At 72.6% G+C, this 16788-nt stretch carries 18 protein-coding genes; 7 read left to right on the forward strand and 11 right to left on the reverse strand.

Annotated elements, in window-relative coordinates; translation table 11 throughout:
• Positions 1-56 precede the first annotated feature (56 nt).
• The gene (locus AB0J33_RS24640; RefSeq protein WP_363616363.1) at positions 57-800 is read right to left on the reverse strand and encodes a methyltransferase domain-containing protein; all 744 of its coding nucleotides are present in this window, start codon (positions 798-800) and stop codon (positions 57-59) included.
• 62 nt (positions 801-862) lie between these two features.
• On the opposite strand from AB0J33_RS24640, the gene mug reads away from it, so the two are divergent.
• Positions 863-1432 (forward strand): G/U mismatch-specific DNA glycosylase, encoded by a 570-nt coding sequence (mug, locus tag AB0J33_RS24645; protein WP_363616364.1) that lies wholly within the window; start codon positions 863-865, stop codon positions 1430-1432.
• Here the strand turns inward: mug and AB0J33_RS24650 are convergent.
• Together AB0J33_RS24650 and AB0J33_RS24655 are read right to left on the reverse strand one after the other, a co-directional pair.
• On the reverse strand, positions 1429-1932 hold the full coding sequence (locus AB0J33_RS24650; RefSeq protein ID WP_363616365.1) for an SRPBCC family protein: 504 nt from the start codon (positions 1930-1932) through the stop codon (positions 1429-1431). The two genes, mug and AB0J33_RS24650, sit on opposite strands and share 4 nt — an antisense overlap.
• On the reverse strand, positions 1929-2291 hold the full coding sequence (locus AB0J33_RS24655; RefSeq protein WP_363616366.1) for a metalloregulator ArsR/SmtB family transcription factor: 363 nt from the start codon (positions 2289-2291) through the stop codon (positions 1929-1931). The genes AB0J33_RS24650 and AB0J33_RS24655 overlap by 4 nt, the downstream gene beginning before the upstream one ends.
• An 88-nt stretch (positions 2292-2379) precedes the next feature.
• Between AB0J33_RS24655 and AB0J33_RS24660 the strand changes: the two genes are divergently transcribed.
• Positions 2380-3480, forward strand: a complete 1101-nt coding sequence (locus AB0J33_RS24660; RefSeq protein WP_363616367.1) for an ionic transporter y4hA — start codon at positions 2380-2382, stop codon at positions 3478-3480.
• Positions 3481-3571: 91 nt separating this feature from the next.
• Here the strand turns inward: AB0J33_RS24660 and AB0J33_RS24665 are convergent, their stop codons facing one another.
• The 3 genes from AB0J33_RS24665 to AB0J33_RS24675 form a co-directional block, all read right to left on the reverse strand.
• Positions 3572-4828, reverse strand: coding sequence for a DUF6596 domain-containing protein (locus AB0J33_RS24665; RefSeq protein WP_363616368.1), 1257 nt, complete (start codon positions 4826-4828; stop codon positions 3572-3574).
• A 4-nt stretch (positions 4829-4832) separates the two neighbouring features.
• Positions 4833-5234, reverse strand: coding sequence for a YciI family protein (locus AB0J33_RS24670; RefSeq protein ID WP_363616369.1), 402 nt, complete (start codon positions 5232-5234; stop codon positions 4833-4835).
• 421 nt (positions 5235-5655) lie between these two features.
• Entirely contained in the window at positions 5656-6018 is a 363-nt protein-coding gene (locus tag AB0J33_RS24675) for a hypothetical protein (protein ID WP_363616370.1), read from the reverse strand.
• Between the two features lie 185 nt (positions 6019-6203).
• Between AB0J33_RS24675 and AB0J33_RS24680 the strand changes: the two genes are divergently transcribed.
• Entirely contained in the window at positions 6204-6974 is a 771-nt protein-coding gene (locus AB0J33_RS24680; protein WP_363616371.1) for a neutral zinc metallopeptidase, read from the forward strand.
• Positions 6975-7095: 121 nt separating this feature from the next.
• Positions 7096-7752 (forward strand): HAD family phosphatase, encoded by a 657-nt coding sequence (locus AB0J33_RS24685; protein ID WP_363616390.1) that lies wholly within the window; start codon positions 7096-7098, stop codon positions 7750-7752.
• A 16-nt stretch (positions 7753-7768) separates the two neighbouring features.
• Here AB0J33_RS24685 and AB0J33_RS24690 read toward each other — a convergent pair whose 3' ends face one another.
• The 5 genes from AB0J33_RS24690 to AB0J33_RS24710 form a co-directional block, all read right to left on the reverse strand.
• The gene (locus AB0J33_RS24690) at positions 7769-8146 is read right to left on the reverse strand and encodes a carboxymuconolactone decarboxylase family protein (RefSeq protein ID WP_363616372.1); all 378 of its coding nucleotides are present in this window, start codon (positions 8144-8146) and stop codon (positions 7769-7771) included.
• Between the two features lie 165 nt (positions 8147-8311).
• Positions 8312-10867, reverse strand: coding sequence for an FtsX-like permease family protein (locus AB0J33_RS24695; RefSeq protein ID WP_363616373.1), 2556 nt, complete (start codon positions 10865-10867; stop codon positions 8312-8314).
• Positions 10867-11634 (reverse strand): ABC transporter ATP-binding protein, encoded by a 768-nt coding sequence (locus tag AB0J33_RS24700; RefSeq protein WP_030332873.1) that lies wholly within the window; start codon positions 11632-11634, stop codon positions 10867-10869. Before AB0J33_RS24700 ends, AB0J33_RS24695 begins: the two co-directional genes overlap by 1 nt.
• A gap of 348 nt (positions 11635-11982) precedes the next feature.
• Positions 11983-12669 (reverse strand): response regulator transcription factor, encoded by a 687-nt coding sequence (locus tag AB0J33_RS24705; protein ID WP_363616374.1) that lies wholly within the window; start codon positions 12667-12669, stop codon positions 11983-11985.
• 208 nt (positions 12670-12877) lie between these two features.
• Positions 12878-13792 (reverse strand): PD-(D/E)XK nuclease family protein, encoded by a 915-nt coding sequence (locus tag AB0J33_RS24710; RefSeq protein ID WP_363616375.1) that lies wholly within the window; start codon positions 13790-13792, stop codon positions 12878-12880.
• A gap of 77 nt (positions 13793-13869) precedes the next feature.
• On the opposite strand from AB0J33_RS24710, the gene AB0J33_RS24715 reads away from it, so the two are divergent.
• The 3 genes from AB0J33_RS24715 to AB0J33_RS24725 are packed head-to-tail and all read left to right on the forward strand — an operon-like array spanning position 13870 to position 16641.
• Positions 13870-15024 (forward strand): M50 family metallopeptidase, encoded by a 1155-nt coding sequence (locus AB0J33_RS24715; protein ID WP_363616376.1) that lies wholly within the window; start codon positions 13870-13872, stop codon positions 15022-15024.
• A gap of 44 nt (positions 15025-15068) precedes the next feature.
• Positions 15069-16022: a tRNA (adenine-N1)-methyltransferase gene (locus AB0J33_RS24720; protein ID WP_363616391.1), complete on the forward strand. Its 954-nt coding sequence runs from the start codon at positions 15069-15071 to the stop codon at positions 16020-16022.
• A 46-nt stretch (positions 16023-16068) separates the two neighbouring features.
• Positions 16069-16641: a hypothetical protein gene (locus AB0J33_RS24725; protein WP_363616377.1), complete on the forward strand. Its 573-nt coding sequence runs from the start codon at positions 16069-16071 to the stop codon at positions 16639-16641.
• Positions 16642-16788: the final 147 nt, after the last annotated feature.

Genomic DNA, 16788 nt, shown 5'->3' on the forward strand with positions numbered 1-16788 from the left:
CTTCCCTACGCCGGTCGCGCCGGTGGGCCGAACGCCGAGGCTCGTGCCGCTCAACGTCAGCGGCCGAGGACCAGGTAGGCGAGGCCGAGGACGCCTCGGTAACCGCCGACGTACTGGCGCAACCGGTCGTCGAGCTCCGCGCGGACATCGGCCGCGCGGGGATCCTCCGGGTACGTCAGCAGCCACTCCTGCCGGCCGGCGAGCCAGGTGGACTCGAAGTCGTCCCATTCCCGCTGGTCGGCGGTGCTCAGGTGCAGCAACCGCCAGCCGCGCTCGCGGGCGGCCTCGACCAGCCCGGGAAGGGTCGTCACCTGCGGGCCGAAGACCGCGGCGATCTCCGCCGTCGGGGACCGTTCCCAGTACGCGTCGCCGAACAGCAGCCTCCCGCCCGGTCGGACCACGGCGGCGAGGGCGTCGAGGGCGGCGGCGGTGCCGCCGAAGGCGTGTGCCGAGCCGACGCAGAGGACCCGGTCGGCGGGCTCCTGCCAGGCCGCCGCCTCGCCCATCACGAAGGCGACGTGCCGGTTCAGCGACCGGCCCGCGGCGAGCCGCCGCCCCCGGGCGAGCGCGGCGTCGTCGGTGTCGACGCCGACGCCCCGCGTCGCGACCGGGCCGGACACGCCGCCGGCGGCGACCGCCCGCAGCAGCAGCTCACCCCAACCGCAGCCGAGGTCGAGCACACGCGCGCCGGGGCGGACGTCGAGCCGTTGCAGCAGCAGCGTGGCGTGCTCCGGCGACAGCGGCGTGTTCCAGCGCATCCGTGCGTGGCGGGCGGCGGCGAGGTGGTCGGTCGACTGCATCCGTTGAGGGTGTCAAGGCGTGCGCCGGGCCCGACACCCGGGCGTACGGCAGGATCGGTGGGGTGGACGCGGAGCGTGCGGGGCCGTCGCGGCGGCCGACCCCGCAGGAGGTGGCGGCGGCGGCCGGTCGTGGGCTGGTCGACGTGATCGGCCCCGGGCTGCGCGTGCTGTTCTGCGGTTTCAACCCGGGTCTGTACTCGGCCGCCGTGGGGGAGCCGTTCGCCCGCAGGGGCAGCCGGTTCTGGCCGGCCCTGCACGGGGCTGGTTTCACCGACCGCCAACTGCACTCGTCGGAACGCGACGAGCTGCTGCGGCAGGGCCTGGGCATCACCAGTCTCAGCAACCGGGCCACCGCCCGCGCCGCCGAGCTGACCTCGGCGGAGTTGGTCGCCGGAGTCGCCGGGCTGGCGGTGAAGGCCGAGCGCTACCGGCCGCGCTGGGTGGCGATTCTCGGGGTGACCGCGTACCGGATCGCCTTCGCCCAGCCGAAGGCCGGGTTGGGCCGGCAGCCGGGCCGTCTGGGCCCGGCCGGGGTCTGGGTGCTACCCAACCCCAGCGGCCTGAACGCGCACTTTCCCCTGCCGGCGTTGACGGCCGAGTTCGCCAAGCTACGGCGGGAACTCGACCCCTAGCCGGCAGCGGCGACCAGGCCCTGGTAGTAGGACCGCATGGCGGGGTGGTAGTCGCCGAAATCGGGGCGGGGTGAGCCGTCGCGGGCGGCGACCAGCAGGTCCAGGTAGTACTCCCAGCCGGCGCCCACCTCGGCGATGCCTTCCACGCTGCTCAGGTGCTGGACGAACCGCAGCTCGGTGGTGCCGTTGGTCTCGGTCAGCGACAGCTCCAGCAGCCAGGTGCCGTAGCTGTCGGTCGTCGATACGGCGAGGCGCCGCGGCGCTTCGCACGCCTCGATGTGGACCTCGCACCAGGGCTGCTGGTCCTCGTACGCCATCTGGACCCGGATGGTCCGTCCGGGCCCGGCGTCACCCTCCCACGGGCCGAACCAGCGGGCCGTACGCTCCGACTCGGTCAGGCTGGCCCAGACGTCGGCGATCGGGGCGTGGAAGGTTCGGGTGAGCACGAGATCGTGGCCGGCGGCGGTGCGAAACAGGCGTCCGGCGGGTGTGCGGGTCATGCCGTGTGCTCCCTTCGGTGCTCCGCCGGGCCGCGGCTGCGGCGCTCTCGGCGGGTGCGGTAGACCTCGGTCTCCAACGCGTCGAGGTGCCGCTCCCACCGGTCGACGGTGCTGAGCCCGGCGAGCCAGTCGAGCAGCGGGGCGAGCGGGGCCGCGTCCAGGCGGTAGATCCGCTGCCGGCCGACCGACTCGTCGCGGACCAGCCCGCTCTCGCGGAGCACCCGCAGGTGGCGGCTGATGGCGGGCCGGCTGATCGGGAACCGTTGGGCGATGTCGCCGGCGGAGAGGGGTGCCTCGCGCAGCATGGTCAGGATGTGTCGCCGTACCGGGTCCGCGATCGCGACGGCCACCTCGTCCACCCGGAAAGCGTAACCTATGAGTTACGTATTCGGGTGCCACCGCGTCGATGGTGGGCACATGATCACCTGACCTGGCACTCTTTACGGCATGGCCGCCCTGCTTCGCTCCCGCCTGACCGACTGGACCGTCGCCGTACCCGTGCTCGCCGTCCTGGTGTTGCTCGTCACCTGGGGGCGGGACCTGCCCGGCCCGGTCATCGTGCTGGTCGCGGTGCTGCTGGGCGGCGCCGTGCTCGCGGCCGTGCACCACGCGGAGGTGGTCGCCCACCGGGTGGGGGAGCCGTACGGGTCGCTGGTGCTCGCCGTCGCGGTCACCGTGATCGAGGTCGCCCTCATCGTCACGTTGATGATCAGTGGACCGGAGAAGACCCAGTCGCTCGCCCGGGACACCGTCTTCGCCGCCGTCATGATCACCTGTAACGGCATACTCGGCCTGTCCCTGCTGCTCGGGGCGCTGCGCCGGCGGGTCGCGGTGTTCAACCCCGAGGGCACCGGCGGGGCCCTGGCCACCGTGATCACCCTGGCCACCCTGAGTCTGGTCATCCCGACCTTCACCACGGCCCGCCCCGGCCCGGAGTTCAGCCCGGCCCAGCTCGCCTTCGCCGCGGTCGCCTCGCTGGCGCTGTACGGGCTGTTCGTGCTCGTGCAGACCGGCCGGCACCGCGACTACTTCCTGCCGGTCGACAGCCGGGGCCAGGTGATCGACGCGGAGGAGCACGCCAAGCCGCCGAGCACCCGCGCCGCGCTGGTCAGCCTGGGGTTGCTGCTGGTGGCGCTGGTCGCGGTGGTCGGCGACGCCAAGACCGTCTCCCCGACCATCGAGGCCGGGGTCGCCGCGGCGAACCTGCCACACGCGTTCGTCGGTGTGATCATCGCCCTGCTGGTGCTGCTGCCGGAGACCCTGGCCGCCGCCCGGGCCGCCCGCCGTGACCGTGTGCAGATCAGCCTGAACCTCGCGCTCGGCTCGGCCATGGCCAGCATCGGCCTGACCATCCCGGCCATCGCGATCGCCTCGATCTGGCTGGACGGCCCGCTGCTGCTCGGCCTCGGCGGCACCCAGCTCGCCCTGCTCGCGCTCACCGCCGTGACCGCCGTGCTCACCGTGGTGCCCGGCCGGGCCAACGTGCTGCAGGGCGGCGTGCACCTGGTGCTGCTGGCCGCGTTCGTCTTCCTGGCCGCCAGCCCCTGACCCGCCCAGCCCCTGACCCGCCCAGCCCCTGACCCGCCCAGCCGTGACCGCACGGCCCGTCGGCCCAGCGTGACCCGCACGGTCCGTCGGCTCAGCCGGCGGCCGGCGGGTCGGCGCCCAGCTGGTCCGCGCGGGCGTTCAGGTAGCGCTGCTGCGCCAGGTTCGTCGAGCGCGTCGCCGCCATCCGGTACGCCTCCCGTGCCGCGACCCGCTCACCCTCCAGCTCCCACAGGTGGGCGCGGGCGGCCGGCAGTCGAGGATCGCCGGCGAGCCGGGGGTCGTCGGCAAGGTCGGCGAGCAGTGCCAACCCGGCCGGCGCGCCCCGGCTCATCGCGACCGCGACCGCGTGGTTGAGCGCTACCACCGGGTTGTCGGACAACCTCAGGAGCACCTCGTACAGGGCGGTGATCTGCGCCCAGTCGGTGGCCGCGGCGCTGGGCGCCTCGTCGTGCACGGCCGCGATGGCGGCCTGGAGCTGGTACGCCCCGACCACCCCGCGCGGCAGCGCCCCGGTGATCAGCTCGACCCCCTCGGCGATCTGGTCGGCCCGCCACCGGCTGCGGTCCTGCTCGGCCATCGGCACCAGCTCGCCGTGCGGGCCGATCCGCGCCGGAGCGCGGGCGTCGGTGAGCAGCATCAACGCGAGCAGCCCGGCGATCTCGGGATCCTCGGGCAGCAGCCGGTGCACCAGGCGGGTCAGCCGGATCGCCTCGGCGGTCAGGTCGGCGCGCAGCAACCCGGGCCCGGCCGTGCGGGCGTACCCCTCCGTGAAGATCAGGTAGAGCACGTGCAGCACGGCGGCGAGCCGCTCGGCGCGCTCCGGGCCGGTGGGCGGCGCGAACCGCAGTCCGCTGTCGCGGATCCGCTGCTTGCCCCGACTGATCCGCCGGGTCATCGTCGCCTCCGGCACCAGGAACGCGCGCGCCACCTCGGCGGTGCTCAGCCCGCCGACCGCGCGCAGGGTGAGCGCGATCTGCGACGCCGCCGACAGCGCCGGGTGGCAGCACAGGAACAGCAGGATGAGCGTGTCGTCGGCGTCGGCTGGTGGACGGTCGGCCGCGGGGGAGCGCCACTGCTCCGGCAGCACCCACCGCGCCACCGTGTCCTCCCGCCGCATCCGGGCCTGGTCGCGACGCAGCAGGTCGGTCAGCCGCCGCGACGCCACGGTGATCAGCCAACCACGAGGATTGTCCGGTACGCCGTCACCCGGCCATCCGTCCGCCGCGACGATCAGCGCCTCCTGCACGGCGTCCTCGGCGGTGTCGAAGTGCCCGTAGCGGCGGACCAGCGCGCCGAGGACCTGCGGCGCCAGCTCGCGCAGCAGGTCCTCGACGGGTGTTTGCGGCACGGGATCAGCCGGCCAGGTCCTCGACGCCGTCGAGCACCGGTCGCACGTCCACGTAGCCCCCGGGGGCGTCCGGGTCGACCAGACCGGCGGCGATCTCGGTGGCCCGATCGAAGCTCGCGCACTCCACGATGGTGTAGCCGGCGAGAACCTCCTGGGTCTCCGGGTACGGGCCGTCGGTGACCACGGGCGCTCCCTCCCGGACCTGCACCCGACGGGCGTGCACCGGCTCGCTCAGGCCCCGGGCGTCGACCAACTCCCCGGACTCGGCCAACGCCTGGTGGAAGGCCTCCATGTGCTGGTGCATCGCCGCGATCTGCTCGGCCGACATCACCGGTCGGTCGGAAGCCCGCCCGGACAGCACGTCATAGTCCTGCTGCGACCCGTAGAGCAAAATCATGTACCTCATCTGGCCTACCTTCTCTTCCTGCCGAGCGCCACCCCGACGCTCCACAGGAAACGTCGAACCCCAACCCCTGCCCCCGGACACCCCCACCCACCCGATCTGTTGATCAAGAGGTTTGCGTCACGACACGCCGGGCGAGATGACGCGAACCTCTTGATCACCGGGACTCAGGGGTGGTGGGTGGGGGTTACGTTGGCGGGATGGGGACTGTGTGGATGGTTTTTGGGGTTTTTGTTGTGGTGGCGGCGGTCGCGGGTGGGGTTCTTGTTGGGCGGGGGCGGGGGCGGGGGCGGGTCGATGGGGTCGGGGGCGACGACGCCGGGGCTGCGCGGGACGCGCGGGCGCGGCAGCAGCGGTACGAGGCTGAGCGACACGCCGACCAGGGGGACACGTGGCAGCGCGGCCGGGAGTCCGGCGGCTGACCCTACTGGCCGTGGGACAGGCGGAGCCGGTTGTTGATCAGATAGCTGAGGCGGTGACGTAGGTGGCCGAGGGTGCTCTCGCTCGGGAGGTCCCCGTCGGTGGTGAGCGTCCAGCGCAGCGTGCAATCCCCGCCGGGTAGCCCGGGGGTCAGGTCGAAGCGGACCCGATCCAGCGCTCGGTGCGGCCACAGCGACGACCACACGAGCAGCACCGGCGCGTAGCCCGCCGCCACCCGGGGCGGCACCTCGTCGTCGCGCAACTCCAACCACTGCCGGCCGCCGGCCTCGTACGGGTCGCGCAGCGACCGCCACAGGACGTGCGCCGGCGCCGGTTGACGTCGGCGGCGGCTGCCCAACTCGTGCAAACGACCTCTCCTCCACGGACGGCGGCACCTCCCCGGGCATTGTGGCCGGCCGGCATCGGTGCCCGCGCCGACCCGAGCCCCCTGCGTCACACCTCACCCGAGTCCACCCGCGTGAACCGTCCGGCCACCCCGCACGTGAAACCGGTGATGGGCGTGGCGGTCGTATCGTCGGGGTACAGCGCAGCGTGGGCACCGATGTCTGGGGAGGCACAGTGGGGCGACGGTTCGGACGCGACGCGCGGGGCCCGTTGGCGGGTCTGCTGATCGCCGCGCTGGTGTCGCTCGCCTGCGCCGGCGGTGGGCTGGCCGAGCCGGAGGCCGAGCGCCCCGGGGCGAACCCGTCGGTCGCCTCGCCGGGGTCGAGCACCACCCGGGCCGACAGCACCACAAGCGTCGCCGAGTTCGAGCAGGACGTCGCCGACGCGCAGGAGATCGCCGAGCGGTACTGGGCGGCCCAGTTCAAGGAGTCCGGGCAGCGGTTCCAGCCGATCCGACGGATCACCCCGTACCAGCGCGACGGCGAGGTGTCCTGTGGTGGCCAGGCACTGCCCCGCAACAACGCCGTCTACTGCTCGCGGGGCGACTTCATCGCCTACGACGTCAACTGGTCCGTGGCGGCGTTCCGCCAGGTCGGCGACGCGTTCGTGTTCTACCTGCTCGGGCACGAGTACGCGCACGGCATCCAGGTACGGCTCGGCATCAACTACAGCTTCACCATCCAGCAGGAGTTGCAGGCCGACTGCATGGCCGGGGCGTACCTCGGCGACTCGGTGCGCTCGGGCGCCCTCACCCTCGCCGAGGGTGACCTGGACGAGTTCCGGGAGGGGGTGGCGGCGGTCGGCGACGACCCGGACCAGCCGTGGTTCGCGGAAGGGGCGCACGGCACCGCCGAGCAGCGCACCGACATGTTCTTCCGGGGCTACGAGGGTTCGCTGAAGGAGTGCGACCTGGGCTGAGCGGGGTTGCCCGGATCACCCTGACGCCCGTTGCCGCCACCGGCCCCGGGCGCTGCTGGCAGGATCGCCGGTGTCGGTCACGACCCTGGAGGTTCCGCTGAACAGCCATCACCCCGCCGCCGTGCTCTTCGACATGGACGGCACGTTGGTCGACAGCGAGAAGCTGTGGGACGTCGCGTTGCAGGAGCTCGCCCGGGAGTACGGCGGGGAGCTCTCCGCCCACGCCCGCCAGTCGATCATCGGCACCGCTATGGCCGAGTCGATGCGCATCCTGCACGACGACCTGGGGCAGCCCGAACGGGATCCGGAGATCAGTGCGGCGTGGATCAACGCCCGGATCCTGGAGCTGTTCCGCAGCGGCCTGCCCTGGCAGCCGGGGGCGTTCGACCTGCTGCGCGCGGTCCGCGCGGCGGGAATCCCCACCGCACTGGTCACCTCCAGCCCACGGGCGCTGGTCGAGATCGCCCTGGACACCCTCGGTCGGAACAACTTCGACGCGGTGGTCGCCGGCGACGAGGTGGTGGCGGCCAAGCCACACCCCGAGCCCTATGTGACCGCCGCCCGGCTGCTGGGTGTGCCGATCGAGCGTTGCGTGGCGATCGAGGACTCACCGACCGGGGTGGCCAGCGCACTCGCGTCCGGCGCGGCGGTGCTCGCCGTACCGGCGGAGGTGGCGTTGCCGAACACTGTCGGCGTACACCAGGTGAAGAGCCTGACCGGCGCGGACCTGGAGCTGCTCGGGGCGCTGCTGACCGACCGGGCCGCAGCGACCGGCTGACCCGGTCGGCGCGGAGTCACTGACGCTCGGCGAAGACCGCCCCGACCACCTGGTACGCGTCGAACGCTTTCGCGGCGCCCGCGTACGCGGACAGGTGGATGAACACTTCGACGATCTCTTCCTTGGTCACGCCCGAGGTCAGCGCGATGCGCAGTTGGCCGCGCAGCGGCTCGTGGGTGCCGAGGGCGGCGGCGATCGCCACCGACACCAGGCAGCGGCTGCGTAGGTCCAGGCCCTGCCGGGGCCAGGCCGCGCCGAAGGTCTGCACGGTGGCGAGACGGCGGAAGTCGTGCCCCACCGGCGGTTCACCCTCGCCGAGCGGCAGCACCAACGGCTGACCGAGCAACCGCTCGGCGTTGTCGAGTGCACGCTGGTACGCGTCCTGATCGGTCATGTCACCGGATCCGACTGTCCGCCGCCGGGGTCACCGGACGGGCCGGCGCCCTGCCGGCACCACCAGTCTGGCAGCCGCCCGTCGACGGACTAGGGCAAACGGGCAGGCCGGACGGCCGAGGCCCCCGACCGCGCAGATGGCGATCGGGGGCCTCGGTAGTGCCGATCAGTCGTGGGCGATGGCGCCCAGGACGTTGATCCGGGCCGCCCGGATGGCCGGGAGCACCGCGGCCACCACGCCGATGATGGCGGCGAGACCGAGGAAGACCCCCATCTGCCCCCAGGGCAGGATCAGGTCGGTGATGCCCTCGTCCTTGAGCGCCTCGACCACCGCGGCGCCGAGGCCGGTGCCCACCGCCACGCCGAGCAGCGCGCCGAACACCGAGATCACCACGGCCTCCACGGTGATCATGCCCATGGTCTGGGACCGGCGTAGGCCGATCGCCCGCAGCAGACCCAACTCGCGGGTCCGCTCCAGCACCGACAGGGCCAGGGTGTTGATGATGCCGAGCACCGCGATCACGATGGCCAACGCGAGCAGGATCTGGATCATCGTGAGCAGCCCGTCGAGTGAACTGGTCTGCTGCTTGATGAACGCGTCCCGGTCGGCCACCGACACCTCGGGGCTGTCCGCGAGCAACGCCTCCACCTGCGGCTGGACGTCGGACACCCGGGCGCCCGGGGCCAGCTGGATGAAGCCCTGGATGGGCTGCGGGATGGCGAAGTCCTTCGCCGCCGCCGGCGGCAGCGTCACGGGGTTGGTCAGCTGCGACGACTCGTAGATGCCGCTGATGGTGTAGGTGCGGGCCTCGCCCCGGGTCAGCTGCACGCTCACCGTCGAGCCCACCGACCAGCCCCGCGAGGTGGCCGTGTCCGAGCTGGCCAGCATCTGGGTCGGCCCGATCCGGTCGATGTCACCGGCGGTGGGCTTCGCCCCGAAGATCTGCCGCAGCGACGCCGGGTCGCTGCTCACCGCGACCCAGGTGCTCTCGCCGTCGATCCGGCCCATGTCGCCGTACTCGCCGTCGACCAACTGCACACCGGGCAGGGCCTTGGCCCGGTCCAGCACACCCGGGTCGAACGTCGGCGGACGGGGGCCGCCCTGCTGCCCGGCGATCACCAGCTCGGCCTTGATGGTGTCCTGGGCGAGCGCGCTGATGCTGCCCTTGGCCGAGTCGAGGATCACCGTGACGCCGGTGACCAGCGCGATGCCGACCATCAGCGCGGCGGCGGTGATCGCCGTGCGGCGCGGGTTGCGCCCGGAGTTGAGCCGGCCCAGCTTGCCCGGCACCGACCAGGAGAAGATCACGCCGAGCAGGCTCACCACCGGCCGGCTGATCAGCGGGGTCAGCAGCGCCACCCCGATGAAGGCGAACAGCACCCCACCGAGGATGGTCGACAGCGTCTGACCCCCGGCGTTGCCGCTGAGCCCGAGGAACAGCAGCACCGCGCCGACGCCGGTGACCAGCGACCCGGCAACGGTGACCTTGGTCAACGGCCGGTCCGGGGTGGCCACGTCCTGCATGGCCGCGATCGGCGGGATCCGGGACGCCCGCAGCGCCGGCAGCAGCGCCGCCACCACGGTGATCACCAGACCGACGGCGAACGAACCGATCACCGCCGCCGCCGGCACCCCGATCCCGGCCAGCGTGAGCCCACCGGCGAGCTTGCCGAACAGGTACGCCAGCAGCGCGCCCACTCCGATGCCGGCGGCCAGGCCGAGCACCGACGCGATCAACCCGACCGCGATGGCCTCCAGCACCACCGAACCGATGATCTGTCGGCCGCTGGCCCCGATGGCGCGCATCAGCGCCAACTCCCGGGTCCGCTGCGCCACGATGATCGAGAAGGTGTTGAGGATCAGGAAGGTGCCCACCAGCAGCGCCACCGCGGCGAAGCCGAGCAGGATCTTGTTGAAGAAGGCCAGGCCCTCCTTCAGGCTGGCCGAGGCGTCCGCGGCCACCTGCTCGCCGGTCTTCACCTCGAAGTCCGCGCCCAGGGTGCGGGCCACGTCGTCGCGCAGCTTCTCGTCGGAGACCCCGTCGGCGGCCTGCACGGTGATGCTGCTGAACACGTCCGGCTCGCCCAGCATCAGCCGCTGCGCCACCGGCGTGGTGAAGAAGACCTCGTTGACCCCGCCGATCGAGTCCCGGTCACCGCTGTAACCCAAGACGCCGACCAGGGTGAATTCTCGCTTCTTCGATTCGAACGCGGTGAGCACGCCGACCTTCTGGCCGACCTTCACCTTCGCGGCCGTGGCCAACGACTTGTTGATGACGATCTCGTCCTCGGCCTGCGGCGCGCGCCCCTCGCGCAGTTGCAGCAGGTCGCTCTCGCCGGTCCAGTTCTCACCCAACTGCGGCGGGCCGAACGAGGTGACCACCTTGCCGTTGCTGCCGATCAGCCGGGCGCCGTCGGCGTTGACGACGCCGGTCGCCGAGGCCGCCCCCGGCACCTGCTTGACCCGGTCCACCACGGAGGCCGGTAGCGGGGCGGCGGTCTGCTCGCCCTCCATCTCGTTGACCTGCACCTTCGGCTTCGCCGCGACGTTCACGTCGATCTCGGAGAAACCGTCGGCGAAGACCGAGTCGAAGGAGCGACCCAGCGTGTCGGTCAGCACGAACGCGCCGGAGACGAACATCACCCCGAGCACCACCGCCAAGCCGGACAGGATCAGCCGGACCTTACGGGCCAGCAGACTCTTCATGGTCGCGCGGAACATCAGTTGCCCACCTCGGCCGGGGTGTCCAGCTTCTTCATGGTGTCCAGCACCGTCTCGGCGGTCGGCTCGATCAGCTCCGAGACGATCTCGCCGTCGGCGAGGAAGACCACCCGGTCGGCGTACGCGGCGGCGGTCGGGTCGTGGGTCACCATCACGATGGTCTGGCCGTGCTCACGCACCGAGTTACGCAGGAAGTTGAGCACCTCCGCGCCAGAGCGCGAGTCCAGGTTGCCCGTCGGCTCGTCCGCGAAGATCACCTCGGGGCGGGAGACCAACGCCCGCGCGCACGCCACCCGCTGCTGCTGCCCACCGGAGAGCTGCGCCGGCCGGTGGTCCAGCCGGTCCTTCAACCCCACCGTCTCGATCACCGTGTCGTACCAGGCCGGGTCCGGCTTGCGCCCGGCGATCGACAAGGGCAGCAGGATGTTCTCCTTGGCGGTCAACGTCGGCAGCAGGTTGAACTGCTGGAAGATGAAGCCCACCTTGTCGCGGCGCAGCTTCGTCAGCCCCGCGTCGCCCAGCCCGGTTACCGTCGTCTCACCGATCGACACCGTTCCCCGGGTCACCGAGTCCAGGCCGGCCAGGCAGTGCATCAGCGTCGACTTACCGGAACCCGACGGGCCCATGATCGCGGTGAAGCGGCCACGTTCGAACTCGGCGCTGACCCCCCGCAGCGCGATGACCTGAGCCTCGCCGCTGCCGTACACCTTCCACACGTCGTTCGCCCGGGCCGCGGCCTGCGCCTGCTGGCCTACCGTCGCGGTCACGTCATCTACCTCTTCCGTCTGTCCGAAAATGCACGCCGCCCCCCGATGGTCCGACGCGACTGTTCAATCATCGGTGCTGCGTACGCCCGCTCCGTCCAACCCTGGGGGGACCTCGCGCGGATTTCCCGCTGCGGGTGCACCCCCATGTCGGATCAGGGTTGCCCCTGACCTGACGACCGCTCTTCCCCCTCGGCGGCCGGCGGCAGCACCGACACTTCCACCCGACGCCACAGGAGGGTCAACCGAACCGGACCGTCTCCGGTCACGGTAGGTGACGACGGCAACGGCGGCCGTCCCCCCACGGAGGGATCTTCGAGTACGCCGGGTGAGGTACCCGGGCCGGTGCGGCTACGCCCGGGGGCGGACCAACCCCGACTCGTACGCCAACACCACCGCCTGCACCCGGTCGCGCAGCCGCAGCTTGGTCAGCACGTGCCCGACGTGGGTCTTGATGGTGGTCTCACTCACCGACAGCACCGCCGCGATCTCGGCGTTGGACAGCCCCCGGGCCACCTGCACCAACACCTCGCGCTCCCGGTCGGTGAGCGCGTTGAGCGCCGCCGACGGTGTCGCCGCCGGGTCGGGCAGCAGCTCGGCGAAACGATCCAGCAGCCGCCGCAGGATCCGAGGCGTCACCACCGCGTCCCCGGCGGCGACCGTGCGGATCGCCGCGATCAGGTCCTCGGCCGGCACGTCCTTGGCCAGGAACCCGCTGGCACCGGCCCGCAACGCGCCGACCACGTACTCGTCCAGGTCGAAGGTGGTCAGCACCAACACCCGTACCGGCAGCCGGGCGTCGACGATGGCCCGGGTCGCCGCCACCCCGTCCATCCGCGGCATCCGGATGTCCATCAGGACGACGTCGGGCAGGAGGCGACGGGACAGCTCCACGGCCTCCACGCCGTCACCGGCCTCGGCCACCACGTCCAGGTCGCCCTCGGTGCCCAACACCATCCGGAACCCGGTCCGCAGCAACGGCTGGTCGTCGGCGAGCAGGATCCGTACCGGCCGCGCCGAAGCCACCCGATCGGTCATCTCGTCTCCCGTCCCCGACGTCGTGCCGCGCACCGGTCATCCTCGCGTACGTGAGCCGGCGCATCGAGGATCACCGTAGAGGCGGGCCCGTCGCCCTGTCCCGACCGCGTCGGTACCGTCGCGGTCGGGTCCGGGGCGTGGACGTACGACCGGTGAGCCCGGGGGCCGGACCGCCGCGCAGGTGGGGTGAGTGTCGCTCAGCGGGCCGTCACTCGTCGGCGCCCGGCGCCACTGGGGTGGCCCGGGAGTCGCGCAGCGGGTCGGCGTTCGCCGCCGCGACCGGGAACGGCGGCGGGGTGCCGCCGAAGCTCGGACACAGCGCCTGGTGGCTGCACCAGTCGCAGAGCCGACTCGGCCGGGGCCGGAAATCCTGCCGGGCGGTGGCCTGCTCGATCGCCCGCCACAACGCCACCACCGTGCGCTCGAAACGGACCAGCTCGTCGGCGTCGGGCGTGTAATCCAACACCTCGGCGTCGCGCAGGTAGAGCAGTCGCAACACCCGGGGCACCACCCCGCGGGTGCGCCACAGCACCAGCGCGTAGAACTTCAGCTGGAACAGCGCCCGCGCCTCGAACGCCTCCCGTGGAGCGCCGCCGGTCTTGTAGTCGACCACCCGCAGCGCGCCGTCCGGAGCGACGTCGAGCCGGTCGAGGTAGCCCCGGATCAGCAATTCCTCGTCGACCACCGCGGAGATCAGGCTCTCGCGTTCGGCGGGCTCCAGCCGGGTCGGGTCCTCCACCGCGAAGTAGCCCTCCAACAGCCCGGCGGCCGAGCGGAGGAACTCCACCGGGCCGGCCGGCTCCGCGCCGTCGAAGATCCCGGCCAGCTCCGGCTGCTCGGTGACCAGCCGGTCCCACTGGGGCGCCACCAGCTCGCCGGCCGCCTCCGGCGTGCGGCCGGTCGCCGGCAGGTCGAACAGGCGCTCCAGCACCGCGTGCACCAGCGTGCCCCGGGCCTGCTCGACAGTGGTGCGCTCGGGCAGCCGGTCGATGCTGCGGAACCGGTAGAGCAGCGGACAGGTCTTGAAATCCGCCGCCCGGGACGGGGACAGCGAAGCCCGCACCGTGGGCGGCGGCTGCGCCGCGGAGGAGGGATGGGAGGTGGTGACCGGTTCCGCCGTCATGTCGGCAAAGGTTAGGGCACCGGTGTGACACCGACCGCCGCCCGCCCCACCCAGCGACGGTCCGTAGCATCGTGGCGATGGAGCAGACAACCCGGCCGCCGCGCCGACCAGACCGACGCCTCGGCCTGAACGTCGGTCGGGTGTTCGGGGTGCCGCTGCACCTCAACGGCTCCATGGTCCTGCTCGCGCTGCTCATCGCGGTGCTGTACGGCGAGTTCGCCCGCCGACAACTGGACCTGCCGCAGGTCAGCGGCTACCTGATCGGGTTCGGATTCGTCGTGTCGCTGCTCGGCTCGGTGCTGCTGCACGAGCTGGGCCACGCCCTGACCGCCCGCCGGTACGGCATCGGTGTGCGCGGGATCACGCTGGAACTGCTCGGCGGCTACACCGAGATGGACCGGGACGCCCCGTCGCCCCGCGTCGACCTGTTCGTCTCACTGGCCGGCCCGGCGGTCTCCGCGGTGCTCGGCGTCCTCGCCGTCGCCGCCACGCTGGCCCTGCCCGAGCGGACCGTGGCCCACCAGCTCGCCTTCCAACTCGCGGTCAGCAACGTCATCGTCGCGCTGTTCAACAGCCTGCCCGGGCTGCCGCTCGACGGCGGCCGGGCGCTGCGCGCCGCCGTGTGGGGGCTGACCCGCGACCGGCACCTCGGCACCGAGGTCGCCGGCTGGGCCGGCCGCGTCGTCGCCGTCGGCACCGCCGCGCTGGTCCTGCTGCTCACCCTCGGGCAGTACCTGGCGCCGCTGGCGCTGCCGCTGATGCTGCTGGTCGCCGTCACCCTCTGGCGTGGCGCCGGGCAGTCGATCCGGGCCGCCCGGGTCAGCCGCCGGTTCCCGCTGATCGACCTCGCCCGGCTGGCCCGCCCGGCCTGGCCGGTGCCGACCGGTACGCCCCTGTCCGAGGCCCAGCGCCGACGCGCCGAGAGCGGGCAGCCCGGGGCCGCGCTGCTGGTCACCGACTCCACCGGCCGACCGGTGGCGCTGGTCGACCCGGCCGCCGCCGACGCGGTGCCGCTCGAGCGTCGACCGTGGCTGGCGGTGGACGCCGTCGCCCGGTCGCTGGGCACACTTCCCACGTTGCCGCTCGGGTGGGACGGCGAGCGGGTGATGGAGGCCGTACAGACCCACCCGGGCGCGCAGTACGTGGTGACGTCAGGCGAAGATGTCGTCGGCATTCTGCACATCGCGGACCTGGCACAGCTCCTCGAACCCAACCGGAAGATGACACCGTGACCGCAACTCCCTCCACCGTCGCCGCCGACCCCGCCAGCGGAGCGCTGACACCCGTGCACCGGGGCCCGTTCCGGCCCGGCGACCGGGTCCAGCTGACCGACCCCAAGGGGCGGATGCACACCGTGACGCTGGAGCCCGGCAAGGAGTTCCACACCCACCGCGGCATCCTGGCCCACGACACGCTGATCGGGCTCCCCGACGGCAGCGTGGTGACCACCGCCGGTGGTGGCACCGCGTTCCTGGCCCTGCGGCCACTCCTGTCGGACTACGTGCTGTCCATGCCGCGCGGCGCCCAGGTGATCTACCCGAAGGACTCGGCGCAGATCGTCGCGATGGGCGACATCTTCCCCGGCGCGAAGGTTCTCGAGGCCGGCGCCGGCTCCGGCGCGCTGAGCTGCTCCCTGCTGCGCGCCGTCGGCACCGAGGGCGAGCTGCACTCGTTCGAGCTGCGCGACGACTTCGCCCAGATCGCCAAGCGCAACGTCGAGGCGTTCTTCAACGGGCCGCACCCCTCGTGGAACCTGCACGTCGGCGACGTCGCCCAGTGCCAGGAGACCGGCTTCGACCGGATCATCCTGGACATGCTGACCCCCTGGGAGACCCTCGACATGGTCGAGCGGGCGCTGGTGCCCGGTGGGGTGTTCATCGGCTACGTCGCCACCACACCGCAGCTCTCCGAGCTGGTGGAGGCGCTGCGCGAGCGCGGCGGCTGGACCGAGCCACGGGCCTGGGAGTCCCTGGTGCGCGACTGGCACGCCGAGGGCCTCGCCGTCCGCCCGGACCACCGGATGATCGCGCACACCGCGTTCCTGGTGTCCGCGCGCAAGCTGGCCCCGGGGGTCACCGCGCCGCCGCGCCGGCGCAAGCCCAGCAAGGGCACCGAGGCGTACGCGCAGCGCCGCCAGGACCTGCGCGAGGCGGAGGCGGCCCGACAGGCCGCTGCCGCCCAGGCGGCGGGTGCGCAGCCCAACGGTACGGGGGAGATGGACAGGCCGTGACCATCGAGCTGGGCGCCGGCACCGCCGAGCAGGGGGAGACGCTGGCATGAGCCGACCGGGCTACGGCGGCGGAGACCTCCCCGCGGTCTTTCCCGACTGGTCGCCCTACCAGGACCTGGAGTCGGCGGCGCGGGCCTACCTGCGCGACCCGGACGTCGCCCTGGAAGCGCTCGGCGGGGTGCTACGCGGCGCGTCGGTGCTCGGCTTCACCCTGGAACGCTTCGTCAACGAGGTCAACGGGGTGTGGCAGGAGGTGGTCGTCTGCGACGGCAGCCGGCTCATCCTGTGGCACGGCGAGGACGTACCGCCGGAGGAGGGCCCACCGGGCTCGATGACCTCGTCGCTGCGGGTGGTTCCGGTCTCCACGGTGACCGAGGTGGGCTGCCGGCGACGGCTCAACCGCTCGGAGAGCGGCGAGATCCGGGTCGACAGCATCGACGTCTACCTGCTGCTCACCTCGTTGGACGAGGCGCCGCCGAGCGAGGAGATGATCGGCACGCCCCGGCACGACGCGCTGCGGTTCGGCAAGACCCTCGACGACGGCGGGGCCGGGCAGATCGCCCGGTTGGAGGAGTTCGCCCGGCTGGTCGCCTCGGTGGTCGGCCGTCCGATGCTCTGAGGCGTACCCCGTTCCTGGACCCGGGGGGGGCGGGCGGCCCCGCCCGCGGGGGGGGGGGGGGTGAGCGCCCGGCCCCCCCCCCCCGCCAACCACGCACCCCACACCAATCAAGTCACCACCCCGGCGACCAATGCCGTGGCGGAGACC

This window comes from Micromonospora sp. NPDC049645, assembly GCF_040675155.1.
Taxonomy (GTDB): domain Bacteria; phylum Actinomycetota; class Actinomycetes; order Mycobacteriales; family Micromonosporaceae; genus Micromonospora.

Excerpts from the sequence above, each read along its gene's own strand:
- AB0J33_RS24725 (WP_363616377.1), top strand. The coding sequence starts at position 16,069 with ATGAGCCGACCGGGCTACGGCGGCGGAGACCTCCCCGCGGTCTTTCCC.
- AB0J33_RS24705 (WP_363616374.1), bottom strand. The coding sequence starts at position 12,669 with ATGACCGATCGGGTGGCTTCGGCGCGGCCGGTACGGATCCTGCTCGCC.
- AB0J33_RS24670 (WP_363616369.1), bottom strand. The coding sequence starts at position 5,234 with ATGAGGTACATGATTTTGCTCTACGGGTCGCAGCAGGACTATGACGTG.
- AB0J33_RS24715 (WP_363616376.1), top strand. The coding sequence starts at position 13,870 with ATGGAGCAGACAACCCGGCCGCCGCGCCGACCAGACCGACGCCTCGGC.
- AB0J33_RS24660 (WP_363616367.1), top strand. The coding sequence starts at position 2,380 with ATGGCCGCCCTGCTTCGCTCCCGCCTGACCGACTGGACCGTCGCCGTA.
- AB0J33_RS24640 (WP_363616363.1), bottom strand. The coding sequence starts at position 800 with ATGCAGTCGACCGACCACCTCGCCGCCGCCCGCCACGCACGGATGCGC.
- AB0J33_RS24695 (WP_363616373.1), bottom strand. The coding sequence starts at position 10,867 with ATGTTCCGCGCGACCATGAAGAGTCTGCTGGCCCGTAAGGTCCGGCTG.
- AB0J33_RS24690 (WP_363616372.1), bottom strand. The coding sequence starts at position 8,146 with ATGACCGATCAGGACGCGTACCAGCGTGCACTCGACAACGCCGAGCGG.
- AB0J33_RS24710 (WP_363616375.1), bottom strand. The coding sequence starts at position 13,792 with ATGACGGCGGAACCGGTCACCACCTCCCATCCCTCCTCCGCGGCGCAG.
- AB0J33_RS24650 (WP_363616365.1), bottom strand. The coding sequence starts at position 1,932 with ATGACCCGCACACCCGCCGGACGCCTGTTTCGCACCGCCGCCGGCCAC.